Annotated in this window: 22 protein-coding genes; 10 read left to right on the top strand and 12 right to left on the bottom strand. The window is 44.0% G+C overall.

The genetic code is table 11. From position 1 onward, the window contains the following. Positions 1 to 8: 8 nt before the first annotated feature. Positions 9 to 1,004 carry a PTS glucitol/sorbitol transporter subunit IIB gene (gene srlE / locus AACT42_RS18360; RefSeq protein ID WP_094131813.1) on the bottom strand — a complete coding sequence of 332 codons (996 nt, stop codon included), beginning with the start codon at positions 1,002 to 1,004 and terminating at the stop codon, positions 9 to 11. 13 nt (positions 1,005 to 1,017) lie between these two features. Next, a complete protein-coding gene (gene srlA, locus AACT42_RS18355; protein WP_038148604.1) occupies positions 1,018 to 1,566 on the bottom strand; it encodes a PTS glucitol/sorbitol transporter subunit IIC in 549 nt (182 codons plus the stop codon). Between the two features lie 675 nt (positions 1,567 to 2,241). Here srlA and AACT42_RS18350 point away from each other — a divergent pair. Next, the gene (locus AACT42_RS18350; RefSeq protein ID WP_026027796.1) at positions 2,242 to 2,586 is read left to right on the top strand and encodes a helix-turn-helix domain-containing protein; all 345 of its coding nucleotides are present in this window, start codon (positions 2,242 to 2,244) and stop codon (positions 2,584 to 2,586) included. On the opposite strand, the gene AACT42_RS18345 is transcribed toward AACT42_RS18350, so the two are convergent. From AACT42_RS18345 to AACT42_RS18320, 6 genes are read right to left on the bottom strand one after another with little or no spacing between them, the layout of a single operon-like run. Beyond that, a complete protein-coding gene (locus AACT42_RS18345) occupies positions 2,587 to 3,315 on the bottom strand; it encodes a hypothetical protein (RefSeq protein ID WP_094183029.1) in 729 nt (242 codons plus the stop codon). Next, positions 3,315 to 4,028 carry a hypothetical protein gene (locus AACT42_RS18340; protein WP_094183028.1) on the bottom strand — a complete coding sequence of 238 codons (714 nt, stop codon included), beginning with the start codon at positions 4,026 to 4,028 and terminating at the stop codon, positions 3,315 to 3,317. Before AACT42_RS18340 ends, AACT42_RS18345 begins: the two co-directional genes overlap by 1 nt. After that, positions 4,028 to 4,738 (bottom strand): hypothetical protein, encoded by a 711-nt coding sequence (locus AACT42_RS18335; protein ID WP_094183027.1) that lies wholly within the window; start codon positions 4,736 to 4,738, stop codon positions 4,028 to 4,030. Before AACT42_RS18335 ends, AACT42_RS18340 begins: the two co-directional genes overlap by 1 nt. Beyond that, positions 4,735 to 6,726, bottom strand: coding sequence for a lipase family protein (locus AACT42_RS18330; protein ID WP_094132103.1), 1,992 nt, complete (start codon positions 6,724 to 6,726; stop codon positions 4,735 to 4,737). Before AACT42_RS18330 ends, AACT42_RS18335 begins: the two co-directional genes overlap by 4 nt. Positions 6,727 to 6,728: 2 nt before the next feature. After that, positions 6,729 to 7,589 carry a DUF4123 domain-containing protein gene (locus AACT42_RS18325; RefSeq protein WP_017046958.1) on the bottom strand — a complete coding sequence of 287 codons (861 nt, stop codon included), beginning with the start codon at positions 7,587 to 7,589 and terminating at the stop codon, positions 6,729 to 6,731. Then, the gene (locus AACT42_RS18320) at positions 7,562 to 7,918 is read right to left on the bottom strand and encodes a hypothetical protein (RefSeq protein WP_339373641.1); all 357 of its coding nucleotides are present in this window, start codon (positions 7,916 to 7,918) and stop codon (positions 7,562 to 7,564) included. The genes AACT42_RS18325 and AACT42_RS18320 overlap by 28 nt, the downstream gene beginning before the upstream one ends. 180 nt (positions 7,919 to 8,098) lie before the next feature. Here AACT42_RS18320 and ylqF point away from each other — a divergent pair, with 180 nt between their 5' ends. The 6 genes from ylqF to AACT42_RS18290 all read left to right on the top strand — a co-directional run bounded on the left by ylqF (position 8,099) and on the right by AACT42_RS18290 (position 14,901). Next, positions 8,099 to 9,043 (top strand): ribosome biogenesis GTPase YlqF, encoded by a 945-nt coding sequence (ylqF, locus tag AACT42_RS18315; RefSeq protein WP_013868498.1) that lies wholly within the window; start codon positions 8,099 to 8,101, stop codon positions 9,041 to 9,043. Positions 9,044 to 9,267: 224 nt separating this feature from the next. After that, positions 9,268 to 10,413 (top strand): efflux RND transporter periplasmic adaptor subunit, encoded by a 1,146-nt coding sequence (locus AACT42_RS18310; RefSeq protein WP_013868497.1) that lies wholly within the window; start codon positions 9,268 to 9,270, stop codon positions 10,411 to 10,413. Continuing rightward, positions 10,403 to 11,689 (top strand): TolC family protein, encoded by a 1,287-nt coding sequence (locus AACT42_RS18305; protein ID WP_094132102.1) that lies wholly within the window; start codon positions 10,403 to 10,405, stop codon positions 11,687 to 11,689. Before AACT42_RS18310 ends, AACT42_RS18305 begins: the two co-directional genes overlap by 11 nt. Further along, positions 11,686 to 12,903, top strand: a complete 1,218-nt coding sequence (locus AACT42_RS18300) for an ABC transporter permease (RefSeq protein ID WP_094132101.1) — start codon at positions 11,686 to 11,688, stop codon at positions 12,901 to 12,903. Before AACT42_RS18305 ends, AACT42_RS18300 begins: the two co-directional genes overlap by 4 nt. Positions 12,904 to 12,905: 2 nt before the next feature. Continuing rightward, positions 12,906 to 14,189 (top strand): ABC transporter permease, encoded by a 1,284-nt coding sequence (locus AACT42_RS18295; protein WP_094132100.1) that lies wholly within the window; start codon positions 12,906 to 12,908, stop codon positions 14,187 to 14,189. Then, a complete protein-coding gene (locus AACT42_RS18290) occupies positions 14,182 to 14,901 on the top strand; it encodes an ABC transporter ATP-binding protein (protein WP_094132099.1) in 720 nt (239 codons plus the stop codon). The genes AACT42_RS18295 and AACT42_RS18290 overlap by 8 nt, the downstream gene beginning before the upstream one ends. A gap of 116 nt (positions 14,902 to 15,017) precedes the next feature. Here AACT42_RS18290 and AACT42_RS18285 read toward each other — a convergent pair whose 3' ends face one another. Further along, the gene (locus AACT42_RS18285) at positions 15,018 to 16,004 is read right to left on the bottom strand and encodes a CobW family GTP-binding protein (RefSeq protein WP_010320211.1); all 987 of its coding nucleotides are present in this window, start codon (positions 16,002 to 16,004) and stop codon (positions 15,018 to 15,020) included. A 493-nt stretch (positions 16,005 to 16,497) separates the two neighbouring features. On the opposite strand from AACT42_RS18285, the gene clcA reads away from it, so the two are divergent. From clcA to cqsA, 3 genes are all read left to right on the top strand, one after another. Continuing rightward, positions 16,498 to 17,895, top strand: a complete 1,398-nt coding sequence (clcA, locus tag AACT42_RS18280; protein ID WP_094132098.1) for a H(+)/Cl(-) exchange transporter ClcA — start codon at positions 16,498 to 16,500, stop codon at positions 17,893 to 17,895. Between the two features lie 148 nt (positions 17,896 to 18,043). After that, positions 18,044 to 19,018 (top strand): TDT family transporter, encoded by a 975-nt coding sequence (locus tag AACT42_RS18275; protein ID WP_013868491.1) that lies wholly within the window; start codon positions 18,044 to 18,046, stop codon positions 19,016 to 19,018. Between the two features lie 199 nt (positions 19,019 to 19,217). Further along, positions 19,218 to 20,399, top strand: a complete 1,182-nt coding sequence (gene cqsA / locus AACT42_RS18270) for an alpha-hydroxyketone-type quorum-sensing autoinducer synthase (protein WP_017050024.1) — start codon at positions 19,218 to 19,220, stop codon at positions 20,397 to 20,399. An 86-nt stretch (positions 20,400 to 20,485) separates the two neighbouring features. On the opposite strand, the gene AACT42_RS18265 is transcribed toward cqsA, so the two are convergent. The 3 genes from AACT42_RS18265 to AACT42_RS18255 all read right to left on the bottom strand — a co-directional run bounded on the left by AACT42_RS18265 (position 20,486) and on the right by AACT42_RS18255 (position 26,859). Next, entirely contained in the window at positions 20,486 to 22,537 is a 2,052-nt protein-coding gene (locus AACT42_RS18265) for a hybrid sensor histidine kinase/response regulator (protein WP_094168073.1), read from the bottom strand. A gap of 138 nt (positions 22,538 to 22,675) precedes the next feature. Continuing rightward, complete coding sequence (locus AACT42_RS18260; protein ID WP_094133850.1) at positions 22,676 to 25,717, bottom strand: AAA family ATPase; 3,042 nt, start codon at positions 25,715 to 25,717, stop codon at positions 22,676 to 22,678. Continuing rightward, entirely contained in the window at positions 25,717 to 26,859 is a 1,143-nt protein-coding gene (locus AACT42_RS18255; protein WP_094133849.1) for an exonuclease SbcCD subunit D, read from the bottom strand. The genes AACT42_RS18260 and AACT42_RS18255 overlap by 1 nt, the downstream gene beginning before the upstream one ends. Between the last annotated feature and the right edge of the window lie 51 nt (positions 26,860 to 26,910).

The raw sequence follows: 26,910 nt of genomic DNA, 5'->3' as shown, positions 1-26,910 counted from the left end.
CTAACCCCCTATTGATAGATAAATAGAGACACAAACCAAGCCAGTAGAACGGTAGGTGCGCCAGTAAGGAAGCGTGAATACAGTACCGAAGGAACACCTATTTCAACGGTTCTCGGCTTAGCTTCTGCCATACCCAACCCAACCGGGATGAAATCACAAGCCGCTTGAGCATTGATGGCAAATAAAGCGGGCAACGCGAGATGTGGTGGTATATTGCCAAGACCAATTTGGGTGCCGACTAATACACCAATAACTTGAGCGATAACCGCACCGGGGCCAAGGAATGGAGAAAGCAACGGGAACGAGCAGATCAACGCGAGCGTTACTAACCCTAGTGGGTTTTGCGCCAAAGGCGTCAATACATGCGCGATCACATCGCCCAAACCAGAGGCAATGATCACCCCAATCAGCATGGAGACGAATGCCATAAACGGCAAAATCGTTTTCAAAATGGTGTCAATGGCTTCACGCCCAGCTTGGTAGAAAATCGCCATCACCGAACCCATCCCAATGCCGATCCGAGCCAACAAGCTGTCACTTTGCTGAGTTAGTTTTTTACTCGTATCGTATTTGTTTGTCGCCAGATTCTCGTTCGAGAGTTCATCTCTTAGTGGTGGTGGTTGCATTGCTCCCCCCTCGCTGCCTACTAGTTGAATGTCACGCTCACGCACACCCGATACATAAATATCTTCAGTGATGAATTCAGCCAATGGTCCGCTTTTACCCGTAGCGTGAATATTAACTGTCGGTATCCGTTTTTTTGGATACAAACCGCAGCGCAATGTTCCACCACAGTCGATGACCGCAACACCAATTTCTTCATCGGGCACACTAGTTTTGAAACCATCAACCGCTTCATAACCGGTAAGCTCAACAATACGGTCGACAATCGCAGGGCGAGTACCACCCGTAATGTAAAACACCTTTTTATCGGCTTCGATCGGCAACTCCAATGGGCCACCCCAACCGCCACTACCTTTCTGTATACGTAATACTTTCGTCATTTTTATTGCCCCATTAACCTACGTGAACCTGACGCTCTAACTGAACACCCTGTTGACGTTCAACCATAGTTGTAGTGAAGTCAGTGACCCACCCACGGAAGAAATTCGTCACCATACCAACCAACAAATAGCTAACCGCAAGAGGTCCAAGCGGCAGACCGAGCGTTGTCAGGCCACTAGCAATACCTAGATAGACAAACAACTCACCAGGGTTAATGTGCGGAAACAAACCATTCATCGAGTGACAGCTATATGAAGCCGCCGCGTAATAGGAAGGTTTATAACGTTCAGGTAAAAAACGACCGAGACTCAATGTCATCGGGTTACAGAAAATGAAGGTGCCGATAACTGGCAATATCAAATAGCGAGAGATCGGATTGCCAGCACTACTCTGTGCCAGTTTCTCCACTCGTTCTTGACCCACCAATCGGATAAGCGCATTCATCGCCACCAGCAGTGCAATTAGTAAAGGTAAAATACCGGTTACCATCCCCGTAAACACCTCTCCTCCTTTTTGAAATAGTCCGATAAACCATTCCGCTCCGTGAATTATCCATTCCATAATCAAACCTCATTGTTGTTATTGGCTTAGTGTCAAAGTACGTATTTATACTTCCACTTTACATTTCAAATTAAAAGAATTGTCTTTCATTTTAATGACGATGATCACGAAATAACTTTCATAACGAAAACAATAACAACGAAATAACAAGGGATGAAAACGAATTAACAACCAAGAGGCATCACCCATTCCTGAGCTACTTTAAACACTACAAATCAATAACCTCAAAACCCAAGCCAAACATAACTGCATGTATTTAATGTATATTAAATAAAATAAGCTTTTATTAGGCCGCATTCGACAGGTATTGTCTGACCGCAAAAAAGCCACGTTCCATCAGTATCATGATTAAAATAACTACAGACAATCCTTAAAGCAGTTTAATCAAAGCCACACACTAATTTTCAAACCAAAAGAAAACAACGAGAATGTCACAAAAATAATTTCAGTATGAAAACCCATAAAGCAGGCTGTAAGCGCTACAGAATCACGCTTTCCATTTTTTGAGACGCTGGCTCGATATCAAACAGGAAGAACCGGAGGGCAGGACAGAGTTTTGGTAGGGGAATTGATTAAAAATTTAAACTGGCCTTAACCTCTCATTGACACTACCTCAACTCGTTTTTGTCACTCTGCACACCACCAATAAAGGTGATAACAAAAAGAGGATGGACTATGGTGTTTAGCGAAGAGGATCGCCAAGCCTTATACAATGTATGGATGTCACAAAAGGCTAAAATGCATTTGACTCAGATGGAGATGGCTAAGCGACTTAACCTTACTCAACTTGAGTTCTCACATCTTTTACGAGGGGATAGCTCTTTATCGATGACGTTTATCAGTCAATTCTGTCGTCATCTACATATTGAGCCTCACAGGGTACTACCGAGTTTGAAACAGACCGCCACCAGCGAGGTAAAAGCGATCTGTTTAAAAAACCGAATAAGTGTTGATGGTGATATCCAGCATGTTTCTATAGAAGGTAATCAAGTGATCATTGAATACATTCATTATGCCTAATTATTGCTCTACAGCGACTTGTTCTTGCACTAACGGCTCAGAGCGGTAATTCTCACCGGCTAAAATATCGTAATGAATCACGGTGTCATTATTGAATTTCGAGAAATCATAATAAGCGCTGTAGGCGTTGAATTCTTGATCTTGACTTTTTCTCTTACCATCAATGTAGTAATAACAACCAAAACCATTTGTCCATTGATTGAACTTTTCAGAGTAATATGCGCCACAATCCTTTGCGACAATTGATAAATCAGGCTCAATTGCTCGATTATAATATTCTTTTCCTGCCTGTGAAACGCGCAACTGAGCAAAGCCAGCACTGCCAAATGAGTTATAAGCCTGAATAGAAAAATCTCTTAATTCCACTATACAATTTTGTGAATTTTTATACGTTTTAAAAGGGATCCTAAATTCATAGTTTGAATCATCTTTAGCAAAATCATGCGTAATTTTCTGGCTTATCTTTCCTCCTTTATGGGCTTTTTGACCAAATAAATCGTAGGAATAAGCCTCACACTCATCTCCTGTCACCCAAAAATGAGTCCAAACTTCTAAATAAGCATCTATAGGCTTTTTGCCTGATATAGTAATATAGGACTCATCAGATTCATCACCCCAAATATTCGGTTGAGAAGTCTGGTAATAATCATACCCAAGAAAAAACAATGCGATAAATAGTACAACAATTGATATTCGCTTTTTCCTATTGGTATTAGCGATAAATTTCACTATTTCGGCCCTTGCTCTTTATCTAACGGTTCAGAGCGGTAATTCTCGCCGGCTAAAACATTAAATTTTATTATCGTATCATCAGAAAACTGAGAAAAATCGTAATAGAACTCATAAGGTCTAACATCTTTTAGTCTGGATTTATTACCAACAAAATACTCACAGTTAAACCATCCATCCCACATATCGTTTTTCCCTTGGTGGAATTCAGCATTACAATCTCGTGCTTCTATTATCATCGATGTAGAAATAGCCTTTTCATAAGGCAGCTCGCCCTGAGGATAAGCTCTAAATCCTGCGATTCCATCAAAGTTATTTAAGACATTTACCTGAAAATCTCTCAATTCAATATTGCAATTATTATTATCTGCTACAGATTTAAAAGGTAAACGTAATTCATAACGGTTTGGATCGTCTGAAAAATTATAGGTATATTTTTTGTCAATTTTCCCTCCCTGATGAGCTTTACGGCCAAACATATCATAGGAATAGGTTTTACATTCATCGCCCGTTACCCAAAATGCAGCCCATGCAACTATGTGAGCATCGGTTGGTTTTTTACCTGTGATCGTAATATAGGGTTCATCTTGTTTATCGCCCCAAATATTCGGTTGAATGCTTTGGTAATAATCGTATCCAAGAAAAACCAATACAATGAATAATACAAAAATTGATATTCGTTTTTTCCTGTTGGCATTAGCGATAAATATCACTATTGCGGCCCTTTCTCTTTATCTAACGGCTCAGAGCGGTAATTCTCACCCGCTAAAATATTAAATTTTATTATCGTATCATCGGAAAACTGAGAAAAATCGTAATAAAAGTCATAAGGCCTAACATCTTGTGCCCTCGATTTTTCACCTCTAAAATATTCACAGCGAATATCCCCATACCAAAGATTATTTAATGCCTTATAAATTTTAGCGTCACATCCTCGAGCTTCTATCAGAGTCGATGTAGGAATAGCCTTTTCATAGTATAAGTCTCCTTGGGGATGAGACTTTAATGATGCTATAAATGCAAAATCATTAAACGCATTCACTTGGAAATCTCTTAAAACAATAGTGCAATTATTACTATCTACTACTGATTTATAAGGTAAACGCAATTCATAGCGGCTCGGATCGTCTGAAAAATCATAGGTATATTTTTTATCAATTTTCCCTCCCTGATGCGCTTTACGGCCAAACATATCATAAGAATAGGTTTTACATTCATCACCGGTGACCCAATATGCAGCCCAAGCAACTACGTGAGCATCGGTTGGTTTCTTCCCTGTAATAGTGATATAAGGTTCATCTGGTTCATTGCCCCAGATTTCATCATCATTCACGAAGAAAGTTTTAAATAATGGATAAAGGGTAAAGGATAAAGTCATTACCCCCACAACGATCATTATCAATATTAACTTTCTCTTTTTCATATTTGTTCCTTGATAAAGTCAGGTAAAGATTTATTTGCTACCAGTAACTTCTCGGTAGGCATTAATTGAGGATCGTTCATTATTTTCAATAGTTCAAACTTAATCTGACGATATGTTGTAAGCATATTTTCCGTTAGAGTTTGCTTCCTTTTTAAGTAAAGGTTCTTAGCTTTATTTACATCAGAATACTGCCATGTTCCGGACATTTCTGCTTGCTGATTTTTTACATCCATCAGTTCATTTGATAAGGTTTTTTGTTGTTCATCTAGAAAGTTGATCGCTTGTAAGTAATGTTCTTTTAATGGCACATGAAGTAATAAATGTAAAAGTTTAGCTAAATTTGGAATGTACTCAACCATACCATGGTCATTCACCTGCTCTGACAGAGACACATTATTATTAATTTTATCTAGTAGTGGAAAGGAATCATTATCTACTGCACTAATAGCATCCAATATGGGCATATGTGTTTGACGTGGGCTTAGTAGTACTTGCTCAGAAGGTTTTTCATAAGTTAATAGCTGCGTAAGTTCGCCGTGGTGGTGGTAATTATCATCATCGCCATCTGTCGTCTCAAAGATTTTTTCAACCGTTTTTGCACCTCGTACATGAAACATTTTTAATATAGCAACATAAAGGTTGTCTTCTGTATCCGCAGTATTGACCCACTTCCAAGGAACTTGAGGTACCAAATCATGATTATTCACATGTCGATAGTGCGTAATACTTTTATAACGTTCAGAAAAACTTCTAGTACCACTTCTAGGTGCTCCATAAGTAAATAATCGCAACACTGATGGGGAAAACATCTCTTTTAGAATTGCGGAGATCATCAACGCACCCGCACCGCCTAAACTATGTCCACAAATATAAAAATTTTTATTATGATGAATACTTCGCACATCTCTAGATAATGATGAATCCTCATTTCCCATCCATAATGTCATCGCATATCGATAGAATCCTTGGTGAACATAGGCACCCCCAAACTCTTTTATAGAAACTTGCGCTGCATCGATATTAGTTCCAACCATATCTTTGATTAAAGAAGAGTCTGTAATCTTCTGCACCGCAGGGATAGCATTGACAACCGCCCCAAAGCCATCAATATTTTTCACAATTTCCCATGTACTACCAGAATTTGAAGGTTCACCATTAGAAATATAAGGCTCTGTCCCCCTAACTCCAACAATGGCAGTATTGTGATTAAATAAAATATATCCCTCAGCCCCAACCTCCTTTTGTGCATAGTAGGTAAAATCAAGGGCTTGGCTATAGGGAATCTCCTCAACTAACCAGTTAACTGAAGCATCAGCAGCATGTGTTGGCTTAATTTTCTGTTTCAATGCCCAAATGACCGCTTTAATTGATCCTTCATTAGCCGACGTGACTTTATCATCTAAATTAGCCTCATCCGTCGCATAAGCCAATTTCGACAACAACGCAAAGGTATAACTATTCACCAAACTAAATTCATCGGTATCAATAATCACTGGCATATAACTGCGCAGTGCTTTGATTTCAAAAACGTAACTTTGGTTGTGACTAAGGCTGAACCCTGCTTTTTCCGCAGAGGCATTGGTATCTATCCCTTTATGATGCTCTTGCAAAAACTCATCTTGAGGGGCTTCATCCCAAAAATCACCTATGGTAGTGCTGTGATACCGTTTCGGGCTTTGCTCAGCAGCATCACGCTCTGCCGATGCGCGGGTTTTCACTGGCGACTCTTGCCCTTCTTTACGGCTGGCGTACTTTTCGACTTCGCTTAACAAAGAGGCTTGGCTGACGGAAGCGCGCCATTCACCTGCGGCAATATTTGCAAATAATACTTTACCAGCGCTGGTGGTTTGCGTGTGTGTGTTGGAGGTAATTTTGTTCGTAATGGTGACGGCAAGGCCATCAATCGGTTCATCGTTTTCACTCATGAACTCCAGTTCCAACCAGTTTTTCTCGGGGTTGCACTGCACGCAATGGTTAAATGAATCCATGATTATCCCTCATGTTGTAATTGGCGACTTAAGGCATGCAGAGCGTATTTAATCTCTTCATTTTGATTGTCTTTGATCAGTTCTATCATGCTAGGCTGAGCCAAGTATTCGTTGCCCATAATCGCCGCGATGGCCGCGCTCATCACACGATACGTTAAGGTTTGCTCAGCAGCAGAGAGAAACGGTGTGAGCATGGAAGCGATATCACGCCCTTGGGTTAAGTGCTGGTCCATTGCCTTGGGGAAATGCTGCCATAACCAAGATTCAAGGTTAGCTTTTAACAAAGGTAAGTTCTCTTGTTTATCAAGATGATGCGCTTTTATCACCCACCAAGAGCCTTGTTGAGCATTAAATGGCGCGTGCGAGGTGTTGTCAAACGTGACTAAGTGGCCTTGATCTCGATCGTGGCCTTGGTCTCCATTATCTAATGCAGCCAATTGATTGATATTGCCTAAAAACTGGTTCACTTCTGATTGGTCCATTCGCGCTAACATAGCAATAATGACCGACCTATCGTAAAAGCGAAACATCACTTCCTCGCCTTCTAATCCGGCAATTAATAAACTGCGAAGATGCTGCAAAACTTCATCACCCACGGCATGGCTTGACAGCCCAATACCCTGTTCAAGTAACGCTTCAGGGAGCGACAATATCGATTCAGAAACAGGGATTAACCATGGAGAGAGTGGCATCACCTCAGTAAACATTGCACCATAAAACAGAGGCACGGCTTCTTCAAATCCAAAGCCCCCATTTTGCTGTAAGGCCTGCTTGTGAAGCTTGCGATCAACTAACCAATAGCGATGATTTTGCTGCTGTTGAAACCAAGAGAGGATCATGACGGTTTCCCCTGCGTAGAGCATAATCTTACGGCTGGCATATGGGCTTGCTCTGCGTTTAATAACGCTTGGTAAGAAATGGTTCGAAGAGCGGCTGGCATGGTTTGGTCCTTTTTCGTGAATCGCATCGCATAATGTAATGCCTCACTAAGCAAAAGCAATGCCAGTGTTAAATTATTATATTTCAATAGGTTAACTTTGGCTTTTTGACTGATTGAGCAATAAATTGCTCCACTGGGCAAAAACTTGCTTAACCAAGCACGATCTGACCGAATTTTTGCTCGGCTCAGTACTCTCTCACCGACAAGAGATGTAACTGCACGAGCGTCGTCAATCCTAAGCCATCTCATCATTGACAGAACACGTAAAGTTCACCGCACAGCTTAGATTCCAGCCTCGCCAATTAAATGTTAACATCATCACATCTAAAACTGCGGTGGTTATCAGTAAACCTTGTTGATGATTCTCATAAACATCAATAAAAACTCTCTACCTCCACCAGCAGAATTTTTACATTAAAAGGCAGTTTTCAAATGGTTAACAACACAATTCAATGGTTTCCGGGACACATGCATAAAGCACGTAAGGAGATCGAAGAGGTCATTCCGCAAGTTGATGTGATTATCGAAGTGTTGGACGCTCGTATCCCGTTTAGCAGCGAGAATCCACTTATCTCCCATTTGCGTGGTAATAAACCGTGTGTGAAGGTACTCAATAAACGTGACCTAGCAGACCCTGAAATGACGCAATTGTGGATCGACCATTTTGAGAAAGAACAAGGGGTGAAAGCAATGGCGGTAACCACGTCTAACCCTCAAGAAGTGCATAAAATCATGGAGCTTTGCCGTAAGTTGGCACCACATCGTGAAGAAGTGGGAAAAAATATTCGCACCATGATCATGGGCATCCCGAACGTAGGCAAATCAACCATCATCAATACGTTAGCTGGTCGCGCTGTGGCTCAAACAGGTAACCAACCCGCCGTTACTCGCCGCCAACAACGTATCAATTTGCAAAATGGCATTGTGCTGTCCGATACTCCGGGAATTTTATGGCCTAAAGTGGAAAACCCACACAGTGGTTTTCGCCTAGCTGCTACTGGCGCGGTAAAAGATACTGCAATGGAATATGAGGATGTAGCCTTTTATACTGTTGAGTATTTAGCGCAAGCTTATCCTGAGCGTTTGCAAGAGCGTTATCAAATCGATGAGCTACCTCAATCTGACGTGGAATGGATGGAAGAAATTGGCCGCAAACGTGGTGCTCTGCGCCCCGGTGGCCGTATTGATCTGCACAAAGCTTCGGAGATCCTACTGCATGAATTGCGCCAAGGTATTCTCGGCCAAATTACTCTTGAACGCCCTGAAATGATCACCAAAGAGTTAGTGGAAGTGGAAGAACGAGCGGCCAGAGAAGCCGAGGAAAAAGCAGCCAAAAAAGTAGAGCGTCGTAAACGTTATTTGCGTAATAAGCGCTAAATTCCTCTCGGATCCTTTCTACGCTACACCTCATTTCTACTATTACCATCAGGGCGGTCAATGATCGCCCTTTTCATCAGAACAGACAACTGCATGCTGTTTGCTATTTCTAGCTGACATTATCATGACAAATCAATACAGGTTTTTATGCGCTACTTCTATAGCATGAAGGAACCTTCTGATGACACTCAAGTCATACCACCATTGTTTATTTTCTCCTTGATATGGAATTGTTCATGAAAAAGCGTTGGGCCATCGCGGTAATTAGCGCCGCCTTAATCAGCGGGGGCTATTACCTAACTACCAATAGCAATGAATCTCTCTCGGCTTTCCCCACTCTGACGGTCGAACAGGGAAATATTGCCAAACAGGCAATCGCTGTTGGCCAAATCGTGCCAGCTCACTCGGTATCTATAAAATCGCAAATTGAGGGGATTGTCGGTGAAATTTATCATCGGGTCGGTGAGCAAGTCACCTTGGGCACGCCTTTGATCAAAGTGCGTCCAAATCCAACACCGCAAGCGTTAACCGACGCAACCACTGCCTTAATGCAAAGTGAGGCGAGCTTAGATTCCGCCAAACAGACACTGGCAAACTTACAGCAGTTAGTTGAACAAAAGATTGTGCCGGAAAACTACGGTGAGCTAATCCAAGCAAAATCAGAGCTGAAATCAAAACAAGCTGAAGTGCAACAAAAAAGGCAGAACCTTGAGCTGATCCGCAGCGGTGAAGCATCGGTTGGCGATTCGAAACTCACGTCCACACTCGTCGCCCCCATTGATGGCACCATTTTAAACCTAAAAGTGGAAGTGGGAGAGCCGATCATCTCCACTGCTTCAAGCCAAGCGGCGACGGAAATGATGTCGATTGCCGATATGAATGACATGATTTTCAAAGGTAGTGTCAGTGAACATGATGCGGCGCAACTCGCCGCAGGGATGGCCGTCAACTTAACGTTAGCACCGTATCCAGAAGCAGAAATCAGCGGCGTATTAAGCAAAGTTGCGGTTCAATCTGATAAGTTGAATAACCCTAGTGATACTAAAACGACTAGCTTTGATAATGGATTTGAAGTGGAGATTAACCAGATTCGCTTTCCTGACAATATGGTGATTCGCTCGGGCTTTTCTGCTACCGCACAGATCACATTAAAGAGCGTGGAAAACGTCATCACCATTCCAGAGCGCGCATTGCGATTTAGCGGTGAAAAACCTGAAGTCTTAATTCCAGATCAGTCAGAACAAGGTTACCAAGTGCGCGCCGTAACCTTAGGTTTGTCCGATGGCATTAATGTGGAAGTGATTGCGGGTTTATCAGCGGACGATGTGATCATCGACAACAGTTTATTCGGAGGCAAAGATGACCACTAAGCGCCCTTTTCAACGTAATGCGCTAGCAGCCGCGCTAATGACGTTCTGTGGCGCGGTGACTTTTTCAGCTCACGCCATCACTATTGAACAAGCTTGGCAAGCCGCAAAAGCTTTTGACCCTACTTATTCACAAGCACAGATCCAATCTCAAATCAGTGAAACAGAGGTCCGAAGTACCAAAAGTGCCTTGCTGCCTTCTTTTAGCCTCAGCGCGGATACCTCATGGGATGACGATGGCAATAACACTAAAGGCTATGGTGCCACATTAAATCAAACCATTTGGGATAGCGCTAATTGGGCACAGCTCGACCAATCTCAAGCAAGCTATGTGGCATCACAATTAAAAGTGAAGACTGCACATAATGAGCTGGCTGCAACATTACTGTATGCCTATCTCGATCTCGCCAGCGCGCAAGGCGATCTACAACTTGCTGAGCAGAAATTCGAGGAAGGTGTAAAGCTGCTGAAGATTACCGAGCAGCGCTATAAAGCAGGAAAAATTCGATCAACGGCATTGGAAGACATGCGTGCTAACCACGTCGATGAGCAAGCGGATATACTCAGTGCGCAAGCCGCTCTAGAAGAGAAAAAGTCAGCCCTTATCGCGCTCATCAATCAAGACCCACAGCACATTGACCAAATTAAAACGACCGACCTCATTGAACCGCCAATGCAAGTCAGCAGCGAAACTGAATGGTTAAAGCTTGCGCAGAATAACAGCCCTGAGTTATTGGCTGCCCAGCAGGAAGTCGCCGCTTCTGAATTTGGCCGAGATGCAGCCAAAGCCAAATATTATCCCACCTTATCTGGCAGTGTTTCTTACCAAGACAATGATCAGGGTCGAGATGGGGATCTCAGTGCAGGTTTAAGCTTAAAAATTCCGTTGGATTTGAATGGTTCCACGCGCGCCACGGTCGATCAGGCTGCGCTGCAAGTCTTAAGCGCCAAGCAAGTACTGCGCAAGGTAGATATCGAGATTAAACGCAAAATTCAAAGTGGCTTTAGCCAAATCCATCTGGATTGGCGACAAGTGGAGATGGCTCAGTTACAAGTCAGCTCAAGGGAGCAAGCTTTAAAAAGTAAACAAACCGTTTATGAGTCAGGAATGACTGAAGCTTCTGATTTGATTGACGCCCATAACGCTCTGTTTAATAGTAAAAACAGTCTACAACGGCGATTGTACCAATATTGGAAGCAGCGGATTGGCCTGCTGCAAGCTGCTGGGCAGTTAGATGATGACGTGATCGCTTCGCTCTCTCAGGCTCTGCACTCATGATCTCAAGCCTACAGCAAGTCGTGCAAACGCTGCTTGCCCATCGGCTACGCAGCGCCCTCGCGGTCATTGCTATCGTTTGGGGTATTGTTTCTGTTTTAGTGCTCGTTGCCTTAGGTGAAGGATTTTATCGCGTCAATACACAATCTTTCGCGCTGTTAATGAGCGATACACAAATGGCTTTCCCCAGTCAAACCACCAAACCTTGGCAAGGGCTTGCAGCAAGACGAGCGATTACCCTTTCAGAGCCGGAAATGCGCGCTTTGGCACAGCACCCAAACATCAGCGCATTATCAGTTATCTACGGAAAATGGGATGCTAAAGTGACGAATGTAAAAGGCCGAATGCTTCCCGGTTACGTCAGCGGGATCGACTCTCAATTTTTAGTATTGCGCAACTTGCAACTGACCGCGGGGTCACGCGGCATTCACGCCAGCGATCAGCAAAACCATTACCGAATTGCGGTGGTTGGTTGGCAGTTGGCACAAGTTGGTCAGCTATCCATTGGTGATACGATCAAAGTCAATACCATTCCCTTCTCGGTTGTCGGCATTACTCAGCAGCAAGAAGGGGGCATTTCTATAAACAATGAAAACAGCCAAGTGATGATCCCAAGCAGCGCTTTTACTGATCTTTGGCAAAGTGAGCCTGAATTTTTCCTTGTGCAGCCCGCCGCAGGGATACCAGCAGCGGTATTGCGCATGAACATCCTCTCTTTCTTCGCCAAACAGAAACATTTTGATCCGAGCGATACTGAGGCCATAAACCTACCTGACTTCAGCAGCGGCGCTCAATTTTTCAATGCCTTGTTTCGAGGTATACAACTATTTTTAGGGGCAAGTGGAGCGATGACGCTTGCGGTCGGCGCTTTGGGCGTCGCCAATATCATGTTCCTTTCTGTCACGGAAAGAACGCGGGAAATTGGTGTGCGCTTAGCCATTGGCGCAACACCGAAGATCATTTTGCGCCAGTTTATTTTAGAAGGTGGGTTGCTAGTGGCATTAGGTGCAGTGATTGGAATGCTCCTCTCCTATCTGGTGGTGCTATTACTGAATTACATCGGCTTACCTGATTGGCTCGGCGAACCAGTCATCACTGTGCCGGCTCTAGGCTGGTCACTGCTCGTCACTACGTTGTTTGCACTGCTGGCCGCTTATTTCCCAGCAAAGCGTGCCGCCAATCTCACCCCCGTCATCGCCTTAAGTGCGAGGGCTTAATCATGATGTTACCTATCAGGCAAATTTATCAAGAGATGGCGGCCGAAAAACTGCGCTTACTACTCACTATTTTAGCGGTGGCTTGGGGCACACTTTGCATCGCCACCATGCTCGCAACAGGCGAAGGATTACGCCAAGGGCTGACACGCTCATCACAAAGTGGCAATGGCAATTTACTGTATGTGACTGGGGGTTATGCCAGCCAGACCGCCGGGCGCTTTTTTGAAGGGAAAGCCCTCTCTTTGCAAGCGGATGATGTCGATCTTGTTCGCGTACTGCCCTTTATCCAACGCGCTGAAGTCAGCGCACAGTGGGATAAACGCGTCAGCAATCAAGACAATGGCACCTGGCAGCGTCCACTAGCGGTTAACCCAGAATATCAGTCCTTAACTGGTATTGAGATAGCCAAAGGAGGGCGATGGATCAACCCGCTCGATAATCAACAGCAGCGTAAAGTGGTTGTACTCGGTTATAACGCCGCAGTGCAATTGTTCAATTCTGAGGATGGTTGGAGTTGGCTGGAACCCCAGACGCTGAGCATAAACCCTGTAGGTCAATTGATAAAAATAGGTGATGAAAACTTTACCGTTATCGGCGTGATAACGCAGACAAGTGCAGAGGTAGAACAAGGAACCCCTATTGACTACGCGGTATTTGTGCCTTTTCGCACTTGGCAACGTTTTAACCCCAACGCAGCGATTGCAGCGATCAATGTGCAGCTCAATGCCACGGTTGATCGCGAAAAAGCCGCGCAAGTGATTAAACAAGTGATCGCCAGAAAGTACGGTGCCAGTGCTTCAGACGCGCAGATCTTGCAAGTCGAAGACATGCTACTGAGGCAAAAAAGCATGCGCCGTTTCTTATTCGGTCTACAAGGCTTTTTGGGCATTATTGGGCTCATTACCCTCGGCGTAGCAGGCATTGGTATTGCCAATGTCATGTACGCCACGGTAAAACGATCCACGCGAGACATCGGTGTACGAATGGCCGTCGGAGCTACGCCAACCACCATCAAACTCCATTATTTAGTGCAAGCCTTGCTCACGATGTCGCTTGGCGGTTTAGCTGGCTTAGGATCCACTTACGGGCTGATCACCTTATTAAGATACGCTCCCTTAGAAGGCAACATGCTGTTTGAGCAATTAGGGAAACCCTTACCTGAACTGTCGTTTTCGATTGTCTTTCTTGTGATCGCGGCGCTGGCGATTGTCGGTGTGATTGCCGCGTGGTTTCCCGCCAATCGCGCGGCTAGCATTACGCCATTAGAGGCATTACAAAGTGAATAAACAAAACTTACCGAACCTTGTTCAATTGACCAATATCAGCAAGCACTATCGCAGTGGTGAAGAGTTGGTCAAAGCGTTAGACGGTATTTCGCTATCGATTCAAAAAGGCGAATTTCTCTCTATTCTAGGGCCATCAGGCTCGGGTAAATCAACCTTAATGAATATCCTCGGTTGCCTAGATGTTCCTACATCGGGTGAATATCAGTTGGACGATAAGGCGGTCGCCTCGCTCAGCAGCCATCAATTGGCTCATATTCGTAATCAAAAAATTGGCTTTGTTTTTCAAAGTTTCAACCTGCTCGAATACGCTAATGCTCTCGATAACGTCGCCCTACCCTTGGTCTATCGCGGAGTAAAATTAAAAGAGCGCCGAGCACGTGCAGCAACACTATTAGAAAAAGTGGGGCTTGGCGATCGCATGCAGCATAAACCCAACCAGCTCTCGGGGGGGCAAAAACAGCGGGTGGCGATTGCACGCGCGTTGGTCAATGATCCGCAAATTATCTTAGCCGACGAACCGACAGGTGCGTTAGATTCAAAATCAGGCGCTGAAATTGAAGCCCTGTTCAATGAGCTTCATCAAGAAGGACGAACGCTTATTGTCGTCACTCACGACCTAGCGTTAGCGAAGCGAACTCACAGAATAGTGAATATCAAAGATGGGCAGATTTTATCTGATGAACGCGTTGATCACGCAACAAGGCAGCCATAGATAGCTCAACGCATTGTAAGAAGTTATAAAGTGAACGAGAAAGACGAAGCCGTTCCAGTTCGCCTTTCTTAGTTCATTTTTTCTTTGTTCTTTCTTTGTTGGTTTTTCTTTGGATCCTATTGAGAGATACCCGCCAATTTCAGCAATACCGCTTCGAGTTGATCCCATGGCATGAGCTGTGAGTCAATCACTTCTAAGCGTGATTCAAACCCTTCTAAGCTCATCTCATTCACTGAAACGACTCCTTGGTTGATGTTGAAGGCGTAGCATCCTTTATCGGTATTGACGACCGCCTTAACACGCTCAGCGGTCAGGGCACTCAGCATAGAAAAGAGCTCATCAAAATCAAAATGGTATTCAGCGCCGATTAACCAACCACAACTGAAATAACCTTGGCCCCGATTTTCTTTGCGCACAAACGCTTTACCCGGCTGTAAGGCAAACTGTGGTTCTAACGAAGCATGATGATGGTGATGCGCTTCAATATGAGTAGAAGCTGCGCCGTGAAGACGTTCAATATCTAATAATTCTAAAGGCAACTCACCTTGCTTAACTAACTTGCTAAAAATCTTCGCGGGTGATTGATCAGTCACCCAGTCATTAAATGCATCCACATCAGCACTAGTGCATTGATCCACTTTGTTGCCAATCACTACATCACCACTGGCCAATTGGTCATTAAAATTTTGGTTGGATGTGTATTTTTCATTACGCAAGTTGCGCGGATCCACTAAAGTGATCGTGGCTTTTAAATCGACATACGGTGCATATTGATCAGAGGTTAAAGTCGCCACCACTTGCTTAGGGTGTCCAAGCCCTGTTGGCTCAATTAATAGACGATCGGGCTTTTGCCTAAGTAAGGCGTTAATTCCAACAGACATAGGAACACCCGCAGTGCAGCACATACAGCCGCCCGGTACTTCTTTGATCAGCGCGCCTTGGTCAGACATCATCGCCCCATCAATACCAATTTCTCCAAACTCATTGACCAACACCGCCCACTTTTCATCAGCAGGTTTATTCTTCAATAAATTCAAAATGGCCGTCGTTTTTCCTACACCAAGAAAACCGGTAATAATGTTAGTTGGTACTTTTTTTGTCATGTCAGCACTCCTTTTGCGGCAGTATATACCGAAATAAGAAGCCAGTGCATGGTTTGCCAGTTAGACAGGCAACAATGAGCCGAGGTACATAAACGACAAAAGGCGCACTACGGTGAGCGCGCCTTTCCCCTCGTAACTCAATCGTGAGTTCGCGAATCGGGAGGACTATAGATGCAACCCGATCATAAACGAGGACATAGAATTGAAATATTGCTGATTCCATCCAAATTGTAGGTAAGGCTTGAATTCCTCCCTGTACGATATCTGAATCTGCCTTACGCTTTAACTATGGTTCATTTGGCTGGCTTAGCAAGGTTCAATCTCTGTTTTTTTAACTCATTTTAAACTCAGATCTCGTTTTTAGTAGAGAATCTCTCCATCTTCCAGATATGGAAATCAACATTGCAGCTTTGACGCTATAGTTAATCACTTTGGCGCGTATAATTCTGTAACAAAATATGTTCACATTTTACCAATCGAGGCCCTTTTTTACATGACCAAAAGAGAGAGATTGAAACAGTCACTGCTTGCAAAAGTTCCAAAAGATACGATTAACCAATTTCTCTCTAAGGACAAAACACCACTCTCAATACTTTTTCTTTCACTCATTGTCGGTATTCTTGCTGGGATTGTTGGTACTTACTTTGAGGCCGCTGTGCACCTGGTTTCGGAAACACGCACCGAGTGGTTAAAAAGTGAGATTGGTAATATCTTACCCTTGTGGTTGGCCGCTTTTCTTATCAGTGCAGCGTTGGCGTTTATCGGTTATTTCCTTGTGCACCGGTTTGCGCCCGAAGCCGCCGGTTCTGGCATTCCTGAAATTGAAGGCGCGATGGATGGTATGCGTCCCGTTCGTTGGTGGCGAGTACTGCCAGTGAAGTTTTTTGGCGGTATGGGTGCCTTAGGTTCTGGTATGGTTTTGGGACGTGAAGGGCCCACGGTTCAAATGGGGGGAGCCATTGGCCGAATGGTGTCGGATATTTTCCGCATCAAAAATGACGATACCCGCCACTCACTCTTAGCGTCTGGCGCAGCTGGAGGCCTAGCTGCCGCATTTAATGCGCCGCTGGCGGGCATCATGTTTGTGATAGAGGAGATGCGCCCGCAGTTTCGCTATACCCTCATATCAGTACGTGCCGTCATTGTCTCGGCGGTGGCGGCAAATATCGTCTTTCGCGTGATTAATGGCCAACATGCTGTGATCCAAATGCCGCAATATCAAGCACCAGAGCTGGCTTCACTGTGGCTGTTTCTGCTGCTTGGGGGACTGTTTGGTATTTTCGGTGTGCTATTCAACCGTTTAATCACACTATCACAAGATATTTTTGCCAAAATTCATCGCAATGATCGTAAGCGATATTTACTCACGGGTTCATTATTGGGAGGCTGTTTTGGCTTAACTTTATTGTATATTCCTGAATTGACTGGGGGTGGCATCTCACTAATCCCTAATATCACCAATGGTGACTACGGTGCCGCTATCTTGCTGCTTTTGTTCATTGGTCGTATTTTTACCACCTTGATCTGCTTTGGTTCTGGTGCTCCGGGCGGGATTTTTGCACCAATGCTGGCATTAGGCACGCTGTTTGGCTACGCCTTTGGCCTGATTGCGCAAGAACTGTTACCACAATTAGCGATTGACCCAGGAATGTTCGCCATTGCAGGCATGGGTGCACTGTTTTCCGCAACGGTTCGCGCACCCATTACAGGTATTTTATTAGTTATTGAAATGACCAATAATTATTATTTAATTTTACCGCTGATTATTACTAGCCTTGGCGCGGTTATTTTCGCTCAATTACTTGGCGGCCAACCCATTTATAGCCAGTTGCTTCATCGCACCTTGAAAAATGCCAAGCTGCAACAACAAGATCTTCCACCAAAAGAGTAATTGTGAGACTCATGAATATTGACTCCGCTGCGAATTGTTATGTCTAAGTAACAAATTAGAAGGTGAGATGTTGCACCACAACTCGATAAACTTGATAATGCGCTCGTTTGCTGGCTGCTAGAAATACATTATTCATTTTCTAGAGCAAATGATGACATGGAGTTTATCGTTGAACTGGAAAAGGTTAATTCAAGTACAAAGCACACCGCCCTCTCAAGCGGCGCTAGCATTAGGTGTGATCAGCCTCGGGCATGCGTGGGCGCTTTATATTCCCTCGGTCGGTCTCATTATTCGCCCCTATTTGGCACTGCTCGGTGCATTATTACTGCTGCCTGTCTTGCTAAAATACCTCACCAGCTTCAAGACATTCATGGAGGACATTCGCCACCCTCTTTCCGGTAGCTTGATGGCTCCAATGAGCATGACTTTACTGATCTTAAGTGATTATCTCGCTTTAATTTCACCGCTCATTGCTTATCCTATTTGGTTTACCGCGCTCTTGCTGCACTTCACCATGATGCTGCTTTTCTTCAGTTTTCAGGCCATGAACTTTAAAATCAGCCATATTGTACCAAGCTGGTTTCTTTATCCGGTTGGGTTAATCAGTAGCTCGCTCGCTGGCACGCAATTTGGCCACACTGTCTTTTCAGAAACACTCGTCTCTGTCTGTATCGCTATCTATTTTTTTATGCTGCCGTTAGTGTTATATCGTTTGGTGTTTGCTGGAATGTTACCTAAACGCGCACGCCCAACACTCGCGATTATGGCTGCACCTATTAACCTCACCCTCGCGACGTATTTGGTCAACTTCCCTCATCCTGATCCAATATTAACAGGCGCACTGGCTGGCATTGCCATCACCATGACACTGCTTATTTACCTTTGCTATATCCGTCTGCTCAGGCTCAAGTTTCAACCGTCTATTGCTGCTGTGACCTTCCCTTCTGTCATCAGTGCTATCGCCATGCATCGTTTAACCACCTTCTTTGAAGGACAGTACCCGCAATGGCACTGGTTACATCAATTTGGGTTATTTGAATTGACTATTGCTACTTTCTTAGTCGTTTGGGTTTCTATTGGTTATATAAAAATGTATTGGCCTGAATTATTTGCTAATAAATAAAAACCTAATATTTATCTTTAATTAAAAATTAATTAGGGCTGGATAAGCCTAGGCAATGACGAACAATATAAAAGACACTATACCTTAATTTGCAATAGCAGCCAAAATAATAAAAACTCACTCGTGACAATTTTAAATTAATATTCAATATATCCTTTGTCAGCTGGCATTTAATTAAAAACACATAAAGGATATAACCATGAATTCACGTAAGTGGAAACACGAACTACCGGCTTCTATACAATCTAGAATTGACTATTTTATCAATGATTTGATTAATGCAAATGCTAACGGAAAACACCTAGTCCTGGGGAAAAGGCCAACAAAAAACGATATAGTGTTACAAAGTAATGATTATTTAAGCTTGGCTGATCATCCATTAATTAAAGCACGGTTGAAAAACGCCATCGATAAAACACATGATAGTGTTTTTATGTCCGCTATTTTTCTACAAGATGAAGAGTCTAAACCTTCATTAGAAACGAAATTTGCAGAATTTGTAGGCTTTGATAGTTGCCTTCTTTCTCAATCAGGATGGAATGCTAATACTGCCTTGTTGCAAGCCGTGTGCGGGCCACAAAGTAACGTCTACATTGATTTTTTTGCTCACATGTCAATGTGGGAAGGTGCTCGTTACGCTAATGCCAATATTCACCCATTCATGCACAATAATTGTGATCATTTGCAAAAACTAATCGCTCGACACGGCCCAGGGCTCATTGTGGTTGATTCGATTTACAGCACTATAGGTACGATTGCACCACTCACCGATTTGGTCACTATCGCCAAAGAGTATGGATGCGCCATTTTAGTTGATGAGTCGCATTCACTTGGCACACATGGCGAAAAAGGTGCAGGACTTGTCAGTGAATTAGGGTTAACAGCAGAGGTTGACTTTATTACAGCTAGCCTTGCGAAAACGTTCGCGTATCGCGCTGGCGCTATTTGGGCGAATAATAATGTGAATCACTGTATCCCTTTTGTGGGTTATCCCGCTATTTTTAGTTCAACTATTTTGCCTTATGAAGTCGAAGCGTTAGAAGCGACATTGGACATTATCAAATCAGCCGATTCTAAAAGAACTCAGTTGCACCGCAATGCACACACACTGCGTCGTGGACTAAATAGTATAGGGCTAAGCGTACGAAGTGAGTCCCAAATCATAGCGCTAGAAACCGGAGATGAACGAAATACAGAAAAAGTTCGCGATTATTTAGAAGAGAATCAAATATTTGGTGCTGTTTTTTGCAGGCCTGCCACTTCAAAGAATAAAAACATTATTCGGCTTTCGTTAAATAGTAATGTCACTGACTCACAAATTGACACCATATTAACCGTGTGTGAAAGGGCCCAAAATGATAGCAGTCTCTACTTCAAGTAAGTCACGCATCGACATACTAAACCAATGGTGCAATCTCAAATAAGAAGGATAAGGTAAGGAATAACCCTAGGGTTTACCTAGGGTTATTAAATCCAGTGACTTAATTTTTTTAACAATAGCGTTTTATCCGCTGGTTTTAAAACGTAATCATTCATTCCTGATGTACGGATTTTTTCTATCGTTGAAGGGCTATTGTCACCCGTGTGCCCAATAATAGGCACTTTACTGTAAGAAGCGGTGGATGAACGGATAGATAAAGTGGCCGAAATACCATCCATAATCGGCATTTCAATATCCATTAACACCAAGTCAATTGAATTATTGGCCAACATTTGTAATGCTAATTCCCCATCGCTCGCTTGCAGTACTTCATACCCTTGCTTTTCTAGCAACAGAGCGGTGAAGCTACGTAAGGAGTGGTTATCATCGACCAACAAAATTCGTTTTTCATAATCATATTGTTTTAACGGGATAACATTTTTATCGGCAATAAGCTCTTCCGTTTCAAAGAGTAGTTCATCAATAATCGCTGATCCATCCAATAACAATTTGTGCTTTTCAATTGGGTAAATGGTTAAATGACGCTCCATCGTCAGCGCGTAACGCTGATTTTGGTCATATAAATAGCAAACTTTTGCTTGTGTAAAATGCAGTTTAGGTTCCAGTTTGGTTAAGTAATCCGGCGTTTCATCCAACGTTTGCAGATCCACAAAGATCAGATCAAACTCAAATTCAAACTCTTCTCGACGCAAAGTACTCTCAGGCTCTAAGACATTAAGCTGGAAACCAAGATAGAACGATTTCTCACTGAGATAACGATTCACTATGCTCGTTTTGCCAATATAAAGCAGAGATTTCGCCTTCATTAGATCAAGTTTAATATTAGCAACGGCTTGCGAATCATACTCGGGAAACGTTAAGGTAAACTCCGTCCACTCTCCAAGTTCAGAACGGCAGATAATATCCCCTCCAAAAGCATGCATTACTTTACGGCAAAAGGGTAACCCCAGACCATAGCTGCCATTTTTACCGAAGGTATAAAAGTCTTTAAAAATATCGTCTAGCAAATGAGGTTCAATACCAACACCATTGTCTTTCACTGTAATTTGGTGGCAATTCTCACTTGATTTCAAGGTGATTTGGATATTAAACATATCGTTATTTTGATAGTAGAACGCATTCTTGAGTAGATTGTAGAGCACGTATTTTAACAGTGTACTGCTGCCTAAAAAATCAAAGTCATCCACCACCTTAAGAGTCACTGCCTGCCTGTCTTCTGGTCTTTTATAAGAAAAACTGCGCAGTGCCTCTTCTATAACAGGCTTTACAGCATGCTTTTTAAAGGTCGATGTTGAGACCCTATTTTGATCAATCGAGGTTAACAGCAAATCAATGGTCTCATTACCGGAGCGAATGACTTCATCAGCATCTCTTAATAGCCCAGCAATCAGCTCTAAATCTTTAGACGGTAGCATATAAGATTTTGATTTGGATGCCGTAGGATTGGGCAATACTGAACCCATTACTTCAATTGACGCTTTTAACGCACTTAATGGATTTCTCATTTCATGCGCAATCCCTGCGCCAAAAGACTTGGCAATCGACACCTTCGCTTCATGTTCAATTTGGTTACGAAAATAGAACAGGTTACCAAAAATGTAAGTAAATAGAAAAATCGGTACGTACGGCCATTCCACCATCACTCGCAGTTCCGCGTCCATTACGCCATAAGTCACAAAGTAAGCACATGCTAATGCAATGGCGGCTTGAATCAGCATAACTTTTGTTTCGTGGACTAAGAGGATATGGAGGAAAATAGACGCCATGAACGACATCGCCCAGATCGTTGACCAATCGTTCATCAGCATCATGTAGCCAAAAAAGAATGGCAAACAAAATCCTATTGAAAACAAGTAATAGTAAGGTAAGTAGTGCTGTAAATGTTTCGGCGTTGAATTGCGAAAAATAATCCCCGCAAATAAAATGGCGCAAATCGCCCGTAACTCCATACTTTCATAAGGTTGTGGAAAGAGATAAGTCCACACGTAATAATAGAGGGGAAAACCAATGAACCCCATCCATCCCACAAGGGTGAGGTTCGGCTCAGCGTACTGGTATATTTTTTTTACTACGTCCATGCAACCTTACCAAACTGATATATTCATTTTTATAATCATCATTATGCATAACCTGGTCTTTTTAAACGTCGAAGTGAGTCACACTCGCCACGCTATGCTTATTAATAACTAGCACAAGATAACCTACATTCCCATTCATTATGCAACAAGTCTTATTGAACTGCCGTTGTTTCTCGCCACATCGACATCAATGCGTAAGGCTATTTGCTCTTTCAGCTCGCTCACGTGAGAAATGATGCCGATCGTTCGGCCTCCTTGTTGTAAGTCGACAAGGGTTTGAATCGCCAAGTCCAATGACTCAGGATCTAAACTGCCAAAACCTTCATCGATGAACAGTGTATCCAGTTTAATACCGCCGCTGTATGATTGCACCACATCCGATAACCCCAGCGCTAATGACAACGCCGCCATAAAAGATTCACCACCTGACAAGGTCGCCACATCTCGCCATTTTCCGGTGTAGCCATCTTCGACCATCAGATCAAGCCCTGAACCCACATTACCTTTGGCGCGATCTTCTTTACGCTTGAGCAGGTAACGCCCCTTACTCATGATCTGCAGCCTCATTGAGGCTTGGATCAGCACATCATCTAACAGCACGCCAAGAACAAAGCGGTGTAAACTCACTTTAGCGCCTGTTTTGCCGTTGGCGATATCGCTCAAAGTCCCAAATACTTGGTACTCTTGCTCTAAGGCTTCATTTTTTATATGTAAAATAGCGATTTTTTCTTTCACACTGGTTAAGGCATCCATTTTAGACCGTAACGTGCTCCATTGATCCAATGCGCTTTGCTGTAACATGGCTACAGCCTCGACCGCGCTTGCATACTCAGCAAGATTGGGCTCACTTTTTTCACTCAGCTCACTGGCTAATGTTTGAAGCTGAGCGTTTAACGTCGTACTTCTTTCGTCAAATTGTTTGATCTGCTTTTCAAGCTGCTCGATCTGCTGTGAAGATAAACGTGCCTGTAAATAGTGCTCAGTATCGTCGAACTGGCTCTCAATCAGCGCACTGTGCCACTGCTGCTGTGACTGCGTAAACGCATTTTGCCAATGAATCTGGTGTTCGACCGCCGCCGCCAACGCCGCTTTCGCACCAGAAAAATCAGCGTTCGCTTGATTGAAGCGCGCTTTAGTTTCCGCATCTAAATGGTTGAGATTGGCCAATTGCAGCTCTAACTGGGTTAAAGATTGGTGCAAATGCAAACTGTCTTGATACAACTCCGGGATCCCTTGGCTTAAGGCAGAAACTTCAGTCTGCTCTTTGGCAACCGTCAGGGTGGCTTGTTCGACTTTATGCTGCTGCGTTTCAGCATTTTGCTTAGCTTGTGCTAACTGCAATTCTAATTTTGCCAATTGTTGAGCTAATTGCTCTGGATTGAGCGATTCAAGATGAGCAATGGAATGTTCAAGATCGCTTTGAGCTTGCTGCAGTTGCACTACACTTTGCGTATTTCCAGATAATGACTCCCTCAAACTTGCCATCTCTTGCTCAAGCCGTGCGTATTGGGTCTCTCGCAGTTGTTGCTGCTTCAGCGCTTCTTGCTCAGTGGTTAGTTTATTTTGCTGTATCGCTCTCGCCTGCTGCACTTGCGCCTTAGTCACCGTTTCTCCGGCATAACGCGCTAATTTAGGATGATCGCAACTGCCACACACCGGGCACTCGTCGCCTTGCTCCAAGGTTCGAGCCAGCTCGGCGGCTTGGTTGGTGTGCCAAATCAGCTCTAATTTATCGGCTTGCTGTTTCGCGTCCAATGTTGCGCGCTGCGCCAACTCAAACTGCTGCCGACTATGGCGCAGTGCAGCTTGTTCTGTGGCTAAACGCTGTTCAAGCTGCTGCAGCTTTGATAAGCGATCAATCTGCTGTTTGATGGTTTCAAGCTCTAAGCGCTGTCCTTTTAACTCAGCCAACTGTTGGTTGACTCTTTCGCACTCTTGACGCTTAAGCATAATTTGCTGCTCAAACTGCTCAACAGCGGCGTGCAAGTTGTGGCGATTTTGCGTCGCGAGCTCCACTTCACGTAAGGCTTGTTGCAGCGCTTTTTGATGATGTTCTCGCTCAACAAGCTTAGTTTTGATTAGGTTTAAGTCATAAATTTGTTGCATCAGATTCGGCACTATTTTGACTTTTTCTGCCGCGTCTTCTTGAGCCGCTTTAGCTTGTTGCCACTGCTGTTGTGACTGTGTAAGCGCTTGTTCTTTTTCGACTTTTGCTTGGTTGGCCGCTTCTAACTGACGTTGTGACGATTGTAATTCGTAATAGGGTGAATCTAAGCGCGTAGCTTGCAAGGCTTGATGCCTTTGAGCTTTTACCGCATCGATGACTGACGATTGTGCATCGTGATCGGCTTTAAGTTGCACGAGTTGACGCTGCTCTTGAAATTGTTTAGCAAGGGTTTGCGCCGCCTTTTGCTCGCTGCTCGCTGCATCAAACCTTTGCTGGGCATCTAGGTACGCTGCGTGAGCGGCCGTCAATTGCGGTGACAGCTCAGCAATGCACGCTTCAAGGTGTGACTCGCTAGTTGCGTTCACGACGTCCAATGCGCCTTTAATTTGGTGATCAAATTCTTCTTTCGCTTTGCGGATCCCCGCCGCTTTCTCAAACAGCGCTCGTTCAATTTGGCTATAAATGTGAGTTTGAAACAACTGACCAAAGATTTGCTCCCGCTCTTTGGAGTTGGCAGTCAGTAATTCACGAAATTTCCCTTGGGGGATGACCATCACTTGGCGAAACTGTTTTACATCTAAACCGACCAATTCCACCACTGCTTTACCGACGGGATTGGGTTTGTTAGCAAGCAATTTCATTTCGCCATCGACCCATTCAAACAAGCTCGCGGCATGGGATTTTTTTGTTGAGCCTTCACCGCGTTTTTTCGGCACTTCTTGGTCGGGCGAGCGATCAACTTGGTAGATTCGCCCGCCAAGCTCAAACTGGTAGCTGATTTCGGTGAGCGTGTGCGGGTCCGCGTAGTCGCAGCGCATTTGATCACCAGTACGCTCACTGCCTGTCGTTTCACCATACAAAGCGTAGCAAATGGCATCGAGCAGTGAACTTTTGCCCGCTCCGGTTGGACCATTAATCAAAAATAGCGGCGAGGCACCCAAGGCGGTAAAATCCACCACTTCTTTATGAGCAAAGGGGCCAAATGCTTGCAGAGTCAATTGTATTGGACGCATTAGACTTGGGCTCCCGGTTTTAGGGCTTGAATGACGTCGATCACCGCTTGCTCTTGCGCTGCGGTTAACGCTTCTTGCTTAGCTTCTAAGAAAAAATCGCGGAACATATCCACCTCACCGCGTGCCAAACGTGCACGCCCCATTGCTTGATCCACTCCCACCAACATGCCCGGTTTTTCTAAATGCAGTACGTTGGGGTAGGATTGACGCAGTTTTTCCATCGGGTCCAGTATCGCGTGTTTGTCGGTAAGACGAACTAACAGATAATCGTGGTTGTGTGGGTCTGTTTTGCCTTGCTCGATGATCTCCAGCAACTCACCTTCAATAATACGCATGCTATGAGGAGCAGTCAGTGGCACATGTGTGGCGCTGGCAAAACCTTGTTCATCAAATTCAACCAAGGTCGCTCCTTTCTTGTGGTGCTGCTCTGAAAAGCTGTATTTCATTAGAGAGCCAGAGTAACGGATATACTCTTCCCCTTTTTTCTGCGGTTGGTGCAGATGGCCGAGTGCAACATAATCAAAAGCTACAAAGTGTTGATGACTGACACGATCAGAGCCGCCAATGGACAAAGGACGTTCAGAGTCAGATTCGATAGCGCCATCAACAAAGCAGTGGCTAATCATAACGTGACGTTGTGACGAATCCCGCTGCGATGTAATCTGCTTAATGAGGTATTGATGGGCTTCATCATGGCTGGTTACGGCCTCTCCAAAGTGGTGGCGAACGACTTCAGGGTCGTTATAAGGCATACCATAAAATGCCACTTCACCAGCAATGGCTGATTTTAGTACCACAGGCTGCATCATCTGTTCAAAATTGCTAATAATGTGCAAGCCCGAGTGTTGCATCTGCTTGGCCGCAAAGCCTAAACGCTTCGCCCCGTCGTGGTTACCAGGGATCATAATTAAGGGGATGGAAAGCTCGTTGCACACGCGGTTGACTATATCATCCATCAATTCAATGGCTGCAGTCGGTGGAACTGAACGATCGTAGATATCTCCGGCGATGATTAAAGCATCCACCCGATTGCACTGCAGATACTCAATCAATTGATTGAGTACTGCGCGCTGATCATCCAATAAAGAAACGTTATGAAATTGTCGACCGAGATGCCAGTCAGAGGTGTGCAGAAACTTCATTCCAACCCTAAAGATAGCGAAAATCAAAGTGCTTCATAATACGCGATTAAC

Origin of the sequence: Vibrio sp. V15_P4S5T153 (assembly GCF_963874485.1) — a bacterium.
Taxonomy (GTDB): Bacteria; Pseudomonadota; Gammaproteobacteria; order Enterobacterales; family Vibrionaceae; genus Vibrio; species Vibrio anguillarum.
This window is presented reverse-complemented; position numbering and strand designations above follow the sequence as displayed.

Excerpts from the sequence above, each read along its gene's own strand:
- srlE (WP_094131813.1), bottom strand. The coding sequence starts at position 1,004 with ATGACGAAAGTATTACGTATACAGAAAGGTAGTGGCGGTTGGGGTGGC.
- srlA (WP_038148604.1), bottom strand. The coding sequence starts at position 1,566 with ATGGAATGGATAATTCACGGAGCGGAATGGTTTATCGGACTATTTCAA.
- AACT42_RS18350 (WP_026027796.1), top strand. The coding sequence starts at position 2,242 with ATGGTGTTTAGCGAAGAGGATCGCCAAGCCTTATACAATGTATGGATG.
- AACT42_RS18335 (WP_094183027.1), bottom strand. The coding sequence starts at position 4,738 with ATGAAAAAGAGAAAGTTAATATTGATAATGATCGTTGTGGGGGTAATG.
- AACT42_RS18330 (WP_094132103.1), bottom strand. The coding sequence starts at position 6,726 with ATGGATTCATTTAACCATTGCGTGCAGTGCAACCCCGAGAAAAACTGG.
- AACT42_RS18325 (WP_017046958.1), bottom strand. The coding sequence starts at position 7,589 with ATGCTCTACGCAGGGGAAACCGTCATGATCCTCTCTTGGTTTCAACAG.
- AACT42_RS18320 (WP_339373641.1), bottom strand. The coding sequence starts at position 7,918 with ATGATGAGATGGCTTAGGATTGACGACGCTCGTGCAGTTACATCTCTT.
- ylqF (WP_013868498.1), top strand. The coding sequence starts at position 8,099 with ATGGTTAACAACACAATTCAATGGTTTCCGGGACACATGCATAAAGCA.
- AACT42_RS18310 (WP_013868497.1), top strand. The coding sequence starts at position 9,268 with ATGGAATTGTTCATGAAAAAGCGTTGGGCCATCGCGGTAATTAGCGCC.
- AACT42_RS18305 (WP_094132102.1), top strand. The coding sequence starts at position 10,403 with ATGACCACTAAGCGCCCTTTTCAACGTAATGCGCTAGCAGCCGCGCTA.
- AACT42_RS18300 (WP_094132101.1), top strand. The coding sequence starts at position 11,686 with ATGATCTCAAGCCTACAGCAAGTCGTGCAAACGCTGCTTGCCCATCGG.
- AACT42_RS18295 (WP_094132100.1), top strand. The coding sequence starts at position 12,906 with ATGATGTTACCTATCAGGCAAATTTATCAAGAGATGGCGGCCGAAAAA.
- AACT42_RS18285 (WP_010320211.1), bottom strand. The coding sequence starts at position 16,004 with ATGACAAAAAAAGTACCAACTAACATTATTACCGGTTTTCTTGGTGTA.
- clcA (WP_094132098.1), top strand. The coding sequence starts at position 16,498 with ATGACCAAAAGAGAGAGATTGAAACAGTCACTGCTTGCAAAAGTTCCA.
- AACT42_RS18275 (WP_013868491.1), top strand. The coding sequence starts at position 18,044 with ATGATGACATGGAGTTTATCGTTGAACTGGAAAAGGTTAATTCAAGTA.
- cqsA (WP_017050024.1), top strand. The coding sequence starts at position 19,218 with ATGAATTCACGTAAGTGGAAACACGAACTACCGGCTTCTATACAATCT.
- AACT42_RS18265 (WP_094168073.1), bottom strand. The coding sequence starts at position 22,537 with ATGGACGTAGTAAAAAAAATATACCAGTACGCTGAGCCGAACCTCACC.
- AACT42_RS18260 (WP_094133850.1), bottom strand. The coding sequence starts at position 25,717 with ATGCGTCCAATACAATTGACTCTGCAAGCATTTGGCCCCTTTGCTCAT.
- AACT42_RS18255 (WP_094133849.1), bottom strand. The coding sequence starts at position 26,859 with ATGAAGTTTCTGCACACCTCTGACTGGCATCTCGGTCGACAATTTCAT.